Annotated in this window: 13 protein-coding genes; 4 read left to right on the forward strand and 9 right to left on the reverse strand. The window is 41.2% G+C overall.

The features are described from left to right. Nucleotides 1-25 precede the first annotated feature (25 nt). From ppk2 to G4420_RS07120, 7 genes are all read right to left on the reverse strand, one after another. Nucleotides 26-838, reverse strand: coding sequence for a polyphosphate kinase 2 (ppk2, locus tag G4420_RS07090; protein WP_163322907.1), 813 nt, complete (start codon nucleotides 836-838; stop codon nucleotides 26-28). Between the two features lie 65 nt (nucleotides 839-903). Continuing rightward, nucleotides 904-2127 carry a hypothetical protein gene (locus G4420_RS07095; protein ID WP_163322908.1) on the reverse strand — a complete coding sequence of 408 codons (1224 nt, stop codon included), beginning with the start codon at nucleotides 2125-2127 and terminating at the stop codon, nucleotides 904-906. Nucleotides 2128-2197: 70 nt separating this feature from the next. Next, nucleotides 2198-3433, reverse strand: coding sequence for an efflux RND transporter periplasmic adaptor subunit (locus G4420_RS07100; protein ID WP_163322909.1), 1236 nt, complete (start codon nucleotides 3431-3433; stop codon nucleotides 2198-2200). A 3-nt stretch (nucleotides 3434-3436) separates the two neighbouring features. Then, complete coding sequence (locus tag G4420_RS07105; RefSeq protein ID WP_163322910.1) at nucleotides 3437-4918, reverse strand: TolC family protein; 1482 nt, start codon at nucleotides 4916-4918, stop codon at nucleotides 3437-3439. Between the two features lie 114 nt (nucleotides 4919-5032). Beyond that, entirely contained in the window at nucleotides 5033-6406 is a 1374-nt protein-coding gene (locus G4420_RS07110; RefSeq protein WP_163322911.1) for an ABC transporter permease, read from the reverse strand. A gap of 18 nt (nucleotides 6407-6424) precedes the next feature. After that, nucleotides 6425-7810 (reverse strand): efflux RND transporter periplasmic adaptor subunit, encoded by a 1386-nt coding sequence (locus tag G4420_RS07115; protein WP_163322912.1) that lies wholly within the window; start codon nucleotides 7808-7810, stop codon nucleotides 6425-6427. A gap of 244 nt (nucleotides 7811-8054) precedes the next feature. After that, nucleotides 8055-8960 (reverse strand): DMT family transporter, encoded by a 906-nt coding sequence (locus tag G4420_RS07120; RefSeq protein ID WP_163322913.1) that lies wholly within the window; start codon nucleotides 8958-8960, stop codon nucleotides 8055-8057. A 238-nt stretch (nucleotides 8961-9198) separates the two neighbouring features. Between G4420_RS07120 and G4420_RS07125 the strand changes: the two genes are divergently transcribed. Beyond that, the gene (locus G4420_RS07125) at nucleotides 9199-9384 is read left to right on the forward strand and encodes a hypothetical protein (RefSeq protein WP_163322914.1); all 186 of its coding nucleotides are present in this window, start codon (nucleotides 9199-9201) and stop codon (nucleotides 9382-9384) included. 215 nt (nucleotides 9385-9599) lie between these two features. Beyond that, complete coding sequence (pgi, locus tag G4420_RS07130; RefSeq protein WP_163322915.1) at nucleotides 9600-11246, forward strand: glucose-6-phosphate isomerase; 1647 nt, start codon at nucleotides 9600-9602, stop codon at nucleotides 11244-11246. 128 nt (nucleotides 11247-11374) lie between these two features. On the opposite strand, the gene G4420_RS07135 is transcribed toward pgi, so the two are convergent. Then, nucleotides 11375-12370, reverse strand: coding sequence for an NAD(P)H-dependent glycerol-3-phosphate dehydrogenase (locus tag G4420_RS07135; protein WP_163322916.1), 996 nt, complete (start codon nucleotides 12368-12370; stop codon nucleotides 11375-11377). A 266-nt stretch (nucleotides 12371-12636) separates the two neighbouring features. Between G4420_RS07135 and G4420_RS07140 the strand changes: the two genes are divergently transcribed. Further along, on the forward strand, nucleotides 12637-12840 hold the full coding sequence (locus tag G4420_RS07140; protein ID WP_163322917.1) for a hypothetical protein: 204 nt from the start codon (nucleotides 12637-12639) through the stop codon (nucleotides 12838-12840). 9 nt (nucleotides 12841-12849) lie between these two features. Continuing rightward, the gene (locus G4420_RS07145) at nucleotides 12850-14094 is read left to right on the forward strand and encodes a M14 family metallopeptidase (protein ID WP_163322918.1); all 1245 of its coding nucleotides are present in this window, start codon (nucleotides 12850-12852) and stop codon (nucleotides 14092-14094) included. Nucleotides 14095-14180: 86 nt separating this feature from the next. Here G4420_RS07145 and G4420_RS07150 read toward each other — a convergent pair whose 3' ends face one another. Beyond that, the gene (locus G4420_RS07150; RefSeq protein ID WP_163322919.1) at nucleotides 14181-15335 is read right to left on the reverse strand and encodes a DUF819 family protein; all 1155 of its coding nucleotides are present in this window, start codon (nucleotides 15333-15335) and stop codon (nucleotides 14181-14183) included. Between the last annotated feature and the right edge of the window lie 43 nt (nucleotides 15336-15378).

Here is a 15378-nt window from a genome sequence, read left to right on the forward strand (position 1 = left end):
AAGCTAATCGCTTCCCTTTTTTATATCAATAAACTTCCGGTACATATGTCATTTCATCCAGCGGCGGGCGTATATAACCTTTTCTTTCCTGTCGTTCAGGAAGTACAATTTCCGGTTGATCCAGCTCCTTGTATGGTATTGACGATAACAGGTGATGGATACAATTCAGCCTGGCTCGTTTTTTATCGTCGGCATCAACCATTAACCACGGGCTTATCTTTGTGTCGGTGTAAGCAAACATTTCATCTTTGGCTTTCGAATATTCTTCAAATTTTTCCATCGACTGAATGTCCATTGGGCTCAGTTTCCATCGTTTGGTTGGTTCGTTTAACCGCGCCCTGAATCTTTTTTCCTGTTCATCCTGGCTTACCGAGAACCAGTATTTTATCAGAATAATTCCCGAACGGATTAGCATGCGTTCGAAATTTGGGCACGAGCGAAGAAACTCCCAGTATTCTTCGTTGGTACAAAAGCCCATTACTTTCTCAACGCCGGCCCGGTTGTACCAGCTACGGTCGAACAAAACCATTTCGCCGGCGGCCGGAAGATGAGGAGCATATCGCTGAAAATACCATTGTGTTTTTTCGCGTTCGGTTGGAGTTCCCAGCGCAACAACGCGGCAAATACGCGGGTTTAATGTTTGAATAATGCGTTTTATCGTACCACCTTTTCCGGCAGCGTCGCGCCCTTCAAAAATCACTACCACTTTAAGTCCTTTAAACTTTATCCATTCCTGCAGACGTACCAATTCAACCTGCAATCTGTTGAGTTCGTTTTCGTAAAATTTTTTGGAGAGCTTTTTCCCTTTCTTCGTATGTTTTTCGTCCTTATTTTCCATAGCAGCCCGGATTTAATCGTTCATTTAAAGGTAAACAAAATGAAGTTAAAATCAAGTCAGCTGAATTAAACGAGCAGATAGGCGCCAAACCCTGTGGCGTTGGAATAGGCTGTTAACGGGAAAAATCCGGAAACAATCTTTTGATCGTCAAGAACAAGCGGGTGGTCGTGGCTCATTTCTTGGCAGAAATCTGCAAAGCGAATTTTCGGATTGAAAAACATGCGGAAGCGTCCTTTTTTTGTTGGAGCAATAAATTTTTCGAGGTACAGCGAAAGCAATCCCATGTTGTGACGCACATTAATTTCCAAACACGGATTTATTTTAAGTGCCCCGGTTTTATCTTTGAAAATAAGAGTGTCGACTCCAAAATAGCCCTCGTAGTTTTCGGCTAATTTGCTTTTTCCGAGCTCTTCTTTCAGCGCAGGAATGATCAGTGCTGGCATTTCCAGAGCAAAGTTTTTTACATCCTGATCCAAGTCATCCGGTAAGCCGTTGAGGCTGTTTCCCAGGTATTGTCCTTTTTTATCGGCCGAAAAATTACTGGTTCCCAAATAATGAATTTCTCCGGCCTTTAATTCAAACTGAAAAGCAAGATCGAGCTCTTTATTTTGGAAAGCTTCAACAATTGCGTATCCCTGTTCTTTTACAATGCCAAGTAATTTCTCCCAAACTTTTTCATGTATCGGTTGCTTGGTAATTGGCTGTAATCCGCGTCCTGAACTGCTCCATGGGGCTTTCACCATAAGTTTATCCCACTTTGCCAAAAGCGTTTCTATCTGGTCCTGCGTTTCACAAATCTCGGTAATTTCGTTTTCCCCGATAAAACTGGCCGACGGATGCTTGTGTGTGAGTTGCCGTAGAATCTGCAAGGCAAATTTCTTAGAGTAAAGTTCGCGGAATTCCGCTTTCCACATAAACACTGGAGATGTTTTAAATTCATCGGTACATCGTGGTTTAAAACTTTCCAGACGTTTATGTACGGCCGGGCTCCAGCCCCACGGTTGGAGTTTGCCAACTTGTTCCGGCGGATTATTTTTCAGCTCTTTTTCCGTAGCAAAAACAGGCGGTGTAACTCCGATTTTTTGCAGGTGCTCAAAAAAAACGGTTGTAGGAATTTGCGGAACAATTACCACATCGGTTTCAGCCGCAAAATAGAGGGGGAGGGTAGCCAGGTCGGCTTCCATTTTTTGCAGAATTTTATTCGGATGCCACGAGGCATTACCATTCGCCACCGCGTACTCGCAAGTGGGATTAAATAAATAGATGTTAGGATGTACCGATTTCTGCATGGCGCGAATTTATACAAAAAAAACGGACTGAAAATTCAGCCCGTTTTTACTATTTATTACTAAGTGTATTCTAAATTTCCTCCAGTACCGGGCTTAGAATTACTTTGTCGCCTTCCTGAAGTCCGCTTTCTATCAGCACAAATTCTTCATTCTCAAAACCGGTGGTTACCGGAGTTTTTTCCGTCTCTCCATGTTTTGACAGGTAAACAAAATCCTCACCATTTTCGCTAATAACAGCTTTTAAAGGAACAAACAATGCTTCCTCTTTTTGGGCAAGAATTATTTCATTGTTGCTCGACATGGCAGGCTTTAACCCGTCGTTCGATTCATCGAGATGAATAAGTACCTTAAAAACTTTCATGTCGAAATCTTTATGGTCTTCACCAACACGTGCAATCGAATTTATTTTACCACTGATTATCACTCCTTCAAGGGCGTCAAACGAAACTCTCACTTTATCGCCCACTTTTATCTTCGATATATCAATTTCTTTTACATAGGTTTCCGAAATTACTTCCGACATATCGGGCAAGGTGGCAATTGGAGGTCCGTTCGACCAGGTTGAAATATCACCATCTTTACTGTATTTCGATCCGTCCCAACTTTCGCCAAAAATTACAATACCATCTTCAGGAGCAAAAATACGCGCCGCTTGCATAGCCTGTTGAAATTTTTCTATTTTCTCCTGGCTGCGTTTTACCCTTTCTTCTGTTCGGGCCACGCCCATTTTTAACTTATTTTGTTCAAGTTGGTAATCGCGCTTCTTTTTGGCAATTGTATTTTCCGCTTTTTTATAAGTCATTTGGGCCTTGCGCTGGTAGGCAGCCGATTCGTAGATCGATTGCTCCAAATCGATTTTATTGTATTCCAAATCGAGTTTGGCATTTTTTATATCTTCCCTAAGAGCGGTTAATCGTACCGTGCTATCAATTCTGGCATTTTTCAGGTCGGCTTCTGCCGTTTCAAGATTTTGTCTTTCCTGGCGCATTCCCGACATGATCTGGCTGGCATCAAGCTGCATAATAAAATCGCCTTTTTTGACGTATTTTCCATCTTGTGCCAAATCAAGAATTTTTAGTTCCCAAATCCTTAGTTCTCTATCGCCAAGTATTTTGGGCATTGGGATTGGGGTAGACACCAAACCGTTTATTTCTCCTTTGCAGGTTAACGTCGCTTCAAAGGGGCCTTTTTCAACCACATAGATTTTCTCCGACTTGCTTGTGGTAAGCGATCCGGCAAAAGCTGCGAGCGCAATAACACAAATTACTGCCGCAGTTATTATAATATGTTTTCTTTTTACGGCCATAAACTAGTTTTCTAAAAGTTTGTCGTAATCGGCTTCAAGCGGTTTCTTTTTTTCAAAATCAAAAAGTGTTAAACTACGCAGTCGGTAATAGGCCGACCAGTAATCGCGTAACCGCGTTAGGTAGGCCATACGCGCAGTTTCCTGATCGTTGCTGGCAATATTTAGTCGTGTTACATCAATCTTCCCGATAAGAAAACGCTGAAAGGTAACGTTGTATCCCATTTGTGCAACCGTATCGGCTTTTGCTGCTGTGTTTACCTGTCCGGCCTGAAGATTAAATTCCAGCACACTTTGGTAGATATCCTGCTCAAAATCAATACGTTCCTGCCTTATTGTTGCCAGAGCCACTTCGCGGTTCGACTTGGCCATTGAATAACGTCCTTTTCCGCGTCCCCAGTCAACAATGGGGATGTTTAGGCCCAGACTAAACACCTGGCTTTTGTCGGGCTCGGCATAAACATCATCAAAATTTTCGGCACTTTTGTTTAATCCATACATGGCGTAAAGCGTGGTGTTTAGCCCTCGTTCTGATTTGGCAATGGCAACATTCTCGTCTTGCTGCAGCTTTTGCTGTTGATGGTTCAGAATCTCAGGGTTGTTTTTAATCGCCTCGTCGATGGCCTGGTCCGGATTAATTTTCAGCTCAGGAATTTCGCTGGGAACAATACATTTTATCATGGTTTCTTTCGGAAGTCCGAGGAAAGAGTTCAATCTTGCCTGTGCTCTTTTTTCGCCAAGCTGGGCAATACTCAGTGCCTGCTCGCTGTTCAGCAAACGGAGTTCCAGTTCAAGCAATTCATCCTGAGTTACGGTTCCTACCTGGAAACGCCCTTTTCCGATTTTATAAAGTGTATCGGCGTTGGCATAATTCATCTCCGCAATGTTTTTCTGAATCTGGGCATTTATCAACCCAAAAAAGCGGTTGGTGGAAGTTACACGCAGATCTTCCATATCCTGGATAAATTCTTTTTTGGCTTTCTCAAACTTCAAGGGTTCAATTTTGGCTTGCCATTTCAGGCGGTTATACCCGTTTAATTCCTGCGAAAAACCAACACTGATAGGCGTTGCATTAAATGACGTGTTTTTGTCGCCACCAAGGTTTTTAATCATTCCCAGCTCTGAGCGTAAAAATACCTGTCCGCCGGTTAGTGAAACGTTTTGAACAGCTGATACTGAAACTTCGGAGTTAAAATATTCGCGCAGGCGGAATTCGTCCTCGTTGGTTTCAAAGTTGTATTCCCGATTACTAAAACGGTTAAAATCGGCCGGATTGGATCTTAACGAAATACTGGGTAAGCGCTCGGCTTTATAAAACCGGTGTTCCCAGTAGCTGGCCAAATACATGTTTTTATTTCGGAAAGCATCAATTGATTGTCCTGATGCAATATCAATTACTTCGGGAAGTGTTAACACTAATTCGTCCTGGGCTTCGGCAAATACCGTAAGGCCCAAAATAAATATAAATGATAGAAATATGTTTTTCATTCGTTTAAGATTGTTTGTTTTCAGTGGTAACTCATGTAACTCGCTGTTATCTATTTGACCGTGTCTTAAATTGTGATATGCTCGTTTCATTTTTTTGTTTGTTTTCAGGTTATTTTATGAACGAAGACTTACTACCGGATCGTTGGCTGCCGCGCGTTTGGCAGGCAGATAACCAAAAATAATTCCGACGCCAACCGATACGCCAAAAGCAATAAAAATGCTAAAGGCAGAAACAATTGTTTTAATATCGAACACGGCCGTAATAATTTGCGAGAGTACAACGCCCAGAATAATTCCGATAATTCCTCCGGTTAAACTGATTAATGTTGACTCGGAAAGAAACTGTGCGATAATGTCTTTTTGTTTGGCACCCAATGCCTGACGAACACCAATTTCGCGAATACGTTCCAATACCGATGCCAACATAATATTCATAATACCAATTCCGCCAACAACCAGCGAAATACCTGCAATTACACCTAAGACGATGTTGAATATCTTTTTTGTTTTTTGTTGCTGTTTAAGCAGCAATTCGGGGATTGTAACTTCAAAATCGTACAAATCGGAGTGGCGCCTGAGCAACATACGTTTTATCAATGTTGCCGAGTTGTTGAGTTGTTCCGTTTCCTTTATCTGAACAACAATCTTGTCGAGCTGGTTAAGATTATCGTCGGTGTCAATCGGCTCTTCTTTTTGTTCCGGGCCGCCGTATATAACCACCATACCATTTCCATTTGCGTTTTTATTGGCATTTAAAACTTCGTCGGCCCTGATTAGCGAACGGTTTTTAAAACGCAACAGCATGGTTTGTACGGGTATAAAAATTTTATTGTCGGAACTGCTGATGCCCAGTTCGTCGGATGCCGATGCGGTAAAATCGCGTCGTTCAACAACTCCTATAATTTTTAACCAAATCTGTCCGCATTTTATGTATTTCCCAATGGGATCCTGCTGACGAAAAAATTGCTCTTTAATGTTATTTCCAACCACACAAACGGGTAGTCCTTTTTCTGCCTGAGTAGCGTTAAAACGACTTCCTTCGGCCAGTTGCATGTTAAACAAATCGAAGTAATGATTATCAATTCCTTCGAGTACGACAGGTCTGCTGATACCATTAAGCAGGGCCGAATAGTTAAAGGAAATTACCGGCGAAATACGTTCAACAGTTGGAACAATTTTTTTGATGGCCTCAACATCGAGTAGTGTCAGTCCTTTCGAGAATTTCTTAGCAGTGGGTTGGCCATTGCCGTCGCCACCTGCTCCGTCGGATAATGAATAAGTGCTTGGCGTTATAACAATGTTGTTTACCCCAACCAGTTTTATCTGTTCCAGAATTTCCTGCTCGGCACCATTCCCAATGGCCATCATACTAATTACCGCAGCAACACCAAAGATGATACCGAGAGCGGTAAGTATCGATTTCAGGCGGTTGGCTATAATGGCTTCAACCGCTATCAGAATATCGTGTAAATATCTTTTTATAAACATCTTGTTTGGTTTGAGTGGTTAATTAGCTGAAATAACAGTAACACCAGCAGGTAAGGCCATTCCCTGAGGCAATTCAGGTGTTTTTTCCTCTTCCCGTTCCTTTTTTCTTGCTGCTTCCTCTGCAGCTTTTTCGGCTGCTTTACGTTTTATATCGGCATAAATTTCAAAACCTGTTAGTTTGTAATCGCTGGCATCTTCGGGTTCCAGCAGCTGCACTTCCTGGCCTTCTTCAAGTCCCTGGTTTATTACCACATAATTTTCGTTGGCTTCGCCGGGCTCAATAATTTGTGCGGTTTGCGAATCAGAAAGATATACATAGGATAAGCTATCGTTTGAAAATACAGCCTCGATTGGAATAAAGGTGGCATCTTCAATAAAACTGGCCTGGATCGTGTTACTGGTGGTCATGGCTGGTTTCAACTCGGGGTCGGAGCCGTTGACCTTAATTTTTACCTCAAAAACCTTTGCATCACTTTTGGGCATCACTTGCCCCATGTTGGCTACGGTGGCTACTTCTCCGTCTAACGTTTTATCAGGGAAAGCATCAATTCCAATTTTTACTTTCTGGCCGGGTTTTATCAGCGCAATATCAATTTCGTTTATAAAGGTTTTGGTAACCAGGTTACGCATGTTTGGGAACGTAGCAATAATCGGGCTCCATTGCGACACGCGCGATCCGGTTTCAACAGTACCTCCCCACTCGTATTGATGATAGGAAATAATACCTGCTTTGGGCGAATAAATGATCAACTTATCCATTAATCTTTCCAGTGCATCAACGCGTTCTTTTACCTGTTTATAGGTGATGAATTTGCGGTTCACCTTATTAATTTCCTGTTGAGTTTTTAATTCGTAGGCCTGTTTTGATTGTTCCAGTTTTCGCAAGGCTTTGTCGTAATCCATTTTCACCTTTTTTTGCTCTGATGGTGATTCATAAATCGATTCGTCAACCGCAATCTTTCGTTCTTCCACATCCAGTGTGGCGTTAATAATCTGGTCGCGTTCGTTGCTAAGCGTCAGGTTGGAGTCGATCTTACTGTCGTTGTATTCCGACAGTATTTTTTCCATCTCATCCTGCGCATCTTTTAACTGTTCCTGAACAGCCTGATGATCGAGTGTGGCCACATAATCTCCCGAATCTACATAAGTCCCTTCTTCTACAATATCAGTAATTGTTAAGTTAGAAATACGCGTTTGGCGATCCTTCATTTCTTCGGGAATATAAACATGATCGGAGTTTTCCGATTCGAGTTGCCCGCTTGAGTACACTAGCACTTCAAAAGGGCCTTTCTTTACGGTAGTTGTAATTTGAGTGGTTTCGTTTTTCGAACCTGATAATACAATAAATACCACAAACAGTAGAATTACTGCTATGGCAGCAAACAGCCAGTTTTTTTTCTTCATTTTTAGTATGCTTTTAGTTTTCAATGGTAACGGGTGAATTAGGCATGAGGGCATGCTGTTTTTAAGTATAATTATGAGGATTTAGTTTCATTGTTTTAGTTTTTGTTTCTGTTTGAAATTGTTTTTTCTTATTTAACAAAAATTGTGCCTTGGCATAAATTCAACGAAAGAAACAAAAAATAAGTATAAAATTTTGTTAAATAAACTTCAAATAAACTAAATGAGTAGTTTTTTAACTGAAAGTTCAGTTTGAGAGTCTGGGTTTTAAAATACCGGCTTGTGCCAGTGTCATTATCAGGACACCAATAACCGTTATCATTCCGCCAATAAACTGGTGCAACAACGGAAAGGTATGAAAGACAAGGTAGGCACCTGTTAAAACAAAAATACCTTTTAGCGTTTGCACTACTGCCGAGCGCGATGCATCGATAAATTGATAGGAATAATACACCGTTAAAATGGCTACGAACTCAAGGAAAGAACCAATGGATACGTTGGCAAGAGCCCTTGATGATATGCTGGCTTCCGGGCTGTAGATCAAAAATGCAATAAGCGAAAATGCGAAAAGCCAGGTATAGCGGTTTAGGTTAAACAGCTCGGGGCTTATATTTTTTACATGCACTTTTACAATTAATGTAGCGGTGGTGGCAAATAGCGCGTTAATTACAACCACGCCGGTGCCGGCAATAAACAGCGTTTTTAAACTTGTACCACCCGAATAACTGATAACAAAAGTACCGATTAGCGCCAGCGATGCACCAATAACTTCTACCCAGCCAAACTTTTCTTTCAGCAGTACAATACCACCTAAAGTAACCATTACCGGGAAAAGATTGCCGATAAATGATGTGACGGAAGGATCGGGGATAATGTTTATAGATATAAAAAACGAAGTGGTTGTGAGTATTTCGAGAATGCCCAGTAGCAAAAGTATACGGCGTTGCCTTCTATCGAGAACCTTTAGCTGACCCAGTTTTTTGTCTTTTAGTGCAAAAAGGAAACTGAACAGCATGCCAAAACCACACCAGTAAATACCAAATTGTGTTAAGTGAATTTCATTTAACGCAGCCTTACTAAATATATAAACGTTCGAGAAAGCAATTGTGGCAACAATGGCCAGTAGGTATCCCTTAAATGTGGCTGTTTTCATATATAAGATTGAGTTGTACTTCTGGTTTCATAATTACAATTTAATTCCTTGCCAGAAGTTGCGGTAAAGATAGAAAATCAATACAAAAAGTAAACCGGTATATCAAATCGTAAAATTCCAATCTTCAAATGGTAAAAATTATTACAAATCAATTACATTCTGCATTCTTTATAATGAAAACTTTGGATAAATATTCGGTGTTTATAGCTTTGTTGCGTTTAATGTTATAACCAGCAAAATGTCGAAGACCCGAAAAATAGTATTAATTTCTTTTTTAGCAGCTGCTTTTATTTTGGCAGGCATCGGTTCGTATGCAAAGTTCGCACACTGGAGCAATATGCTATGCTGTGGTTTGGTTTTTATCGGATTTATTTTGGCCACTGCAGCACTTGTTGTTGCCATGTGGCGGCCGAAAATGAATTAAATTACGCGAACTCATATTTTTTCTTAACCCAACATTAACCTTCCTGTAAGTTTCATCTGCAATCTTCAGAATCAATTATCTTTGTAAACGTATAATAGTGATGGGTTCACCCAGAGTGAAACAATCGCTAAAACTTGATTATTAACTATCGGACGGCTGCAGCAACAGGTTTGAAGAAAACTCCAGGCTTCGGTCTTCCTGCTTAAAACAAAAATATGTTACCTAAAATCAATCCGATTGAAACAAAAGCCTGGCAAAAACTGGAAGAGATATACTTCGAGTTTGAAGGCACTCATATGAAAGACCTGTTTGCTGCCGATGCGCAACGGTTTGAAAAGTACTCGCTGAAATTTGAAGATATCCTGCTCGACTTCTCAAAAAACATTGTTAACGATGAGGTTAAAGCAGCTTTAATTGAGTTAGCTGAAGAATGTGGTTTAAAAGACGCAATTTCTGCAATGTTCTCGGGGCAGAAAATTAATGCTACCGAAGATCGTGCAGTACTTCACGTAGCGTTGCGCAACCGCAGCAATACACCAATCGTTGTTGACGGCGAAGATGTAATGCCTGAGGTAAATGCAGTGCTTGACCAAATGAAAGGTTTTACCGAAAAAGTGATTTCGGGTGAGTGGAAAGGATACACCGGAAAAACAATTACAGATATTGTAAACATTGGTATTGGCGGTTCGGATCTTGGTCCGTTAATGGTTACCGAGGCGTTAAAACCTTACAAAAACCATTTGAAACTGTATTTTGTATCGAATGTTGATGGAACGCACATTGCCGAAACTTTGAAAGAAGTTGATCCGGAAACGACGATGTTTATTGTGGCTTCAAAAACGTTCACCACACAGGAAACCATGACCAATGCCAACACGGCAAAAGACTGGTTCCTTGAATCGGCAAAAGATTTGGAGAACGTAGCCAAACACTTTGTTGCCGTTTCAACAAATGCCGAAGCGGTTTCGGCTTTTGGTATTGATACCGCAAATATGTTCCGTTTCTGGAACTGGGTAGGTGGCCGTTACTCATTGTGGTCGGCCATTGGTTTAAGCATTATGCTTGGCATTGGTTACGATAACTATATTGAGTTGCTGGAAGGTGCTCATACCATGGACAACCATTTCAGCGAAACCGATTTCGATAAAAATATCCCGGTAATTCTGGCAGTGATCGGACTTTGGTACAACAATTTCTATGGCGCCGAAAGTGAAGCCATTCTGCCTTACGACCAGTACATGCACCGTTTTTCTGCCTATTTCCAGCAAGGGAACATGGAAAGTAACGGTAAATATGTTGATCGCAACGGCGAACAAGTGGATTACCAAACCGGCCCTATTATCTGGGGAGAGCCCGGAACAAACGGTCAGCACGCTTTTTATCAATTGATTCACCAGGGAACAAAACTAATTCCATGCGACTTTATCGCATCGGCAATCAACCACAACAAAGTGGGCGATCATCATCCAAAATTACTGGCCAACTTCTTTGCACAAACTGAAGCAATGATGGTGGGTAAAACCGAAGAACAGGTTGTTGCCGAATTAAAAGCTGCCGGAAAATCGGAAGCGGAAATAAAAGAATTAACGCCGTTTAAAATATTCATGGGTAACATCCCAACCAACTCGATATTAGTGAAACAATTAACGCCTCGTGTTTTAGGATCGTTAATTGCCATGTACGAACACAAAATCTTTGTTCAGGGAATTATCTGGAATATCTATAGTTTCGATCAGTGGGGAGTTGAGTTGGGTAAACAGTTGGCCAACGCCATTCTGCCGGAACTAAACAACGACGAAAAAGTAACAGGCCACGATGCATCAACCAATGGTTTGATCAACGCCTGGAAAGCAATGAGATAAGAAGATTCTCACCATAATTTTCTGAAATGCCATTCGTTTAACGGGTGGCATTTTTTTAGGGATAAAAAAAGATCCAACCTGTATCTAAAAGTTATACGGAGTGGATCTTTCTTTACTTGTCTAGGCTTTTAACACAGTTTTGGTGTTAATTCGCCAAACACTTTATGAGGTGGAATTTTATCGTAAAGAATTTGGTAAACCGCTTCGCAAATCGGCATATCTACCTGGTGCTTTTCGTTAATTTGGTGAATGGATTTTGTAGCGTAATAACCTTCGGCAACCATATTTAATTCCAATTGTGCTGCTTTTACCGAGTAACCTTTTCCAATCATTGATCCGAAAGTACGGTTGCGACTAAATTGCGAGTAAGCGGTAACCATCAGGTCGCCCAGATAAGCCGGCGCTTTTATATCGCGGTTAATAGGATGCACCTGGTCAACAAAACGTTTTATTTCCTGGATAGCCCGCGAAACGAGCACAGCATGAAAATTGTCGCCAAAACGTTGCCCGTGCGCAATACCGGCGGCAATGGCAATAATGTTTTTCAGTACAGCGGCATATTCGGTTCCCCAAATATCATCCGATGCTGAAGTGTAAATATAATCGCACTCAATAAGCTGAGTAAATTTCATCGCCTTTTCTTCTGTGGTACAGGCCACGGTAAGGTACGACAGCTTTTCGCGCGCAACTTCTTCGGCATGGCATGGACCGGCCAAAACCCCAATCATATCATGATCGACGTTAAAATACTTTTGCAGATATTCAGCCACCAAAAGGTTTTCGTCGGTAACAATTCCTTTAACTCCCGATAAAATGTATTTACCCGAAAGATCTTTTACATCGGACAATACGGTAGGAAGGAATGCAGAAGGAACGGCTATAATAAGAATATCGGAATGAGCAACGATGCAGTTTATATCGTTGCAGAAATTAATTTTAGAAGTATCAAATTCAACTTCGTCTAAATAACGCGGATTGTGTTTGTTCTTTTTAAACGTTTCGATGGTTGATTGTTTACGAAAATACCAGTTAATTTCGTTTACGTTTTCTAAAAGAATTTTCGCCAAAGCCGTTGCCCAGCTACCACTCCCAATTATGCCAACTTTGTCTGTTTTTAAATTCATTTCCGTGATAAATAACGTGCAAAGGTACAATTTGTACGAGCTTATTGAAGAAAAAGTAAGAATTTAATAGTTTTTAAGAATTCGGTTTTTGAACGGGGAAAGATTTATTTTGTTGTAAATTAATAAAGTAGAGATATATGCCGGGTATTTGTAAATTGTACGATGAATCTGTATTTTTAGTAAATATGTTCACCTGGAACTGAATTTGATGAAACGAGTCCCGAATGTTGGCGATGAGTTCCGTTAGAAATAAACAATTATAAAATATGAAAGAAGAAGTAAGTGAAAGTTCGATCCGTTTAAGAGAAATGATTGAAAAAGCAATTGCCGATCATAAGATCACGCGCGACGATTACGACAAGATTATAAATATTGCCACCGAAGATGGCTACATTGACAGGCACGAACAGGCTTTGCTTAGCCAGTTGCAACAAATGATTGAAGACCGGTTTGTAAAGTTTGTAATCTAAAATTTTGGTATGAAGAAACTTCTAAAAGTTGCCGGAATAACCATCGTTGTTTTGGTTGTATTCGTGTTGGGGTACACGTATGTGAGCTTTAATTCCTATTCGCCCACCGATCCCGATGTAACGGTTGACAAAGCAAAACTGGCCTATTACCAAAACTCGTGGGAAGATTGTCGGGCAGCGTTCAGAGAGCAGGCCAATTCTATCAAAACGCGGTTTGATAGTGTGGTGATATTTTCGCGGTCGGTAGAAAGCAAAACCGACACGGGTTTAACGATTGATTTTTGCTACATACCGGCAAGCGACACCACTGAAAAACTGGTTGTTATTTGTTCCGGCACGCACGGAATTGAAGGTTTTGTGGGCAGTGCGGTACAGCAACAACTAATGGCCGAATTTTTTAAGCCTGAAATGTTTAAAAATACCGGAGTTTTATTGGTACACGGATTAAATGCCTGGGGCTTTAAAAACCAGCGGCGTTTTACAGAAAATAATGTTGACCTGAACCGGAATTACAGTACCGACTCTTCGCTTTTTGAAACCCAAAACGATGGTTTTGTGGCGCTTTATGATATGCTTACGCCAAAAGGGAAGTTGAACATGAATAGCTTGAGCAACAAATTTTTTCTGGTAACGGCTGTTAATCAAATTGCCCGAAAAGGAATGCCGGCATTATTACAGGCTTTTGCCCAGGGGCAGTACGAATTTCAGGAAGGAATTTACTTCGGTGGCCACGATTTTGAGCAGCAAGTGGCAATTATGTCGGAAGTATTAAGCGACATTGCAGCACCTTATTCCACGCTCTTAAACCTCGATCTGCATACCGGTTTTGGCGAGCGGGGAGAGTTGCATCTTTTCCCGAATCCAATCGATGATCCGGAGTTAAAAGCAAAGACCGAGCAGGTATTTAAAGGCTATCCAATCAATTGGGGCGACTCGGATAATTTCTATACAGTATCTGGACAGTTCGTAGAATACATTGGTGACTTGCTGCCCGATAAAACATCGATTCCTATGTTGTTGGAGTTTGGTACTTTAAATACAAGTTCAACAATCGGTGCAGTAAAATCGGCACACATTTCTATTTCCGAAAATCAGGGCGCACATTACGGTTATAAATCAGAAAAGGACAGTTTAAAAGCACTGGCCGGTTATTACGAAATGTTTTACCCTCCATCCGAAAAATGGCGCAGCAATGCACTTAGTGTTTCTTTGGAAATGATGGAAGATATTTGGGAGAACTTTACGGAGTTGTAGCACTGGATGCTGGATACTTGATACTTGATACTGGATGCTTGATACTGGTTTCTGGATGCTTGATCCTGCGACTGCAAACGGTAATGTTATTTCAGTAAATAAGCAATAAGAACCCCTAAGTAATTTCCAACGGCATAACCGGCAATTCCAACAACCAGTCCGGTTAAAATTACCTGGCGGTTTTTTAATGCGCCGGCAACCACGGGAACAAATGGTGGCGAGCAGATAAGCGCGCTGGTTGAAATGATCACCGTATCGGCATCAATTTTAAAAAAACGGGCCAGTGCGATGTGAATAATGTGCGACCCATAAACAGCCAACGCCACGTAGTAAAACAACGAAAAGGAGATGTTTGATAATTTGCTGATATCGGCCATGGAGGCAACGGTTAAACAGAAAATTAGGATGAGGTACATACCCAGTTGAAAGGTCTTCTTTATGGCTTTTATTTTGGGTATAAACGAAAAGCCAATTCCGAAGGTGGTGATAAGCAGAATAACCACAGCTGTTTGGTATTCTTTTGGCAAAAGCAGACTGATACCGTAACTCAATCCAAGAATGGCCACTGAAATTCCAAACGCACCGATTAATGGCAGTAAGGTCTTTTTCCTCAACATTCCGTCGTACGATTCAAACTCTTCTTCCATATTCATTTCTGCAACGGCTGTGTCTTCTGTTTTAACCGGTTTAAAAGGCGGCAAAAACCACAGAAATACTTTCTGCCCGATCGAAAGAATAAAAACCAGGTAAATGGCACCAAGCGTAAGGTCGTAGGTGTGGGTCATAATGTACAACTCCTGCGAAACATTCAAAGCTGTTTTCATGGCGGCCATATTAGGTGTTCCACCGGTGTACACACCTACCAGCATTCCGGCCACCTGCCAGATGTTTTCAATGTCGTTTCGGAAAATAAAAAAGCCGATAATTATAATCAACAACACCGAGATCAATCCGGTTATAAGCGCCAAAAATGCCGATCGTGCCATTTTAAACCACGAACGTACATCAACCGAAAAAAGGATCAATGGCAAGGCCAACGGAATGGTAATATCCGTAAGCATATTCTGGTATTTTTCGGCCCCGTGAGGCAGTACGCCCATGTTGCCAATAATTAAACCAACCCCGTAACAAATCAGTACGGCACCAATTTTCTTTAATATCGAAAACTTGCCTTCAAGATAAATAACAACAACAGGAGTGATTACAAAAAGAATAATCAACGCCAGAAACGGTGTCTCCATAGTTTTAAAAATTTCCCTTATCGGGCGGTAAAGATATCAGAAT

Source organism: Draconibacterium mangrovi, assembly GCF_010586825.1.
Lineage (GTDB): Bacteria > Bacteroidota > Bacteroidia > Bacteroidales > Prolixibacteraceae > Draconibacterium > Draconibacterium mangrovi.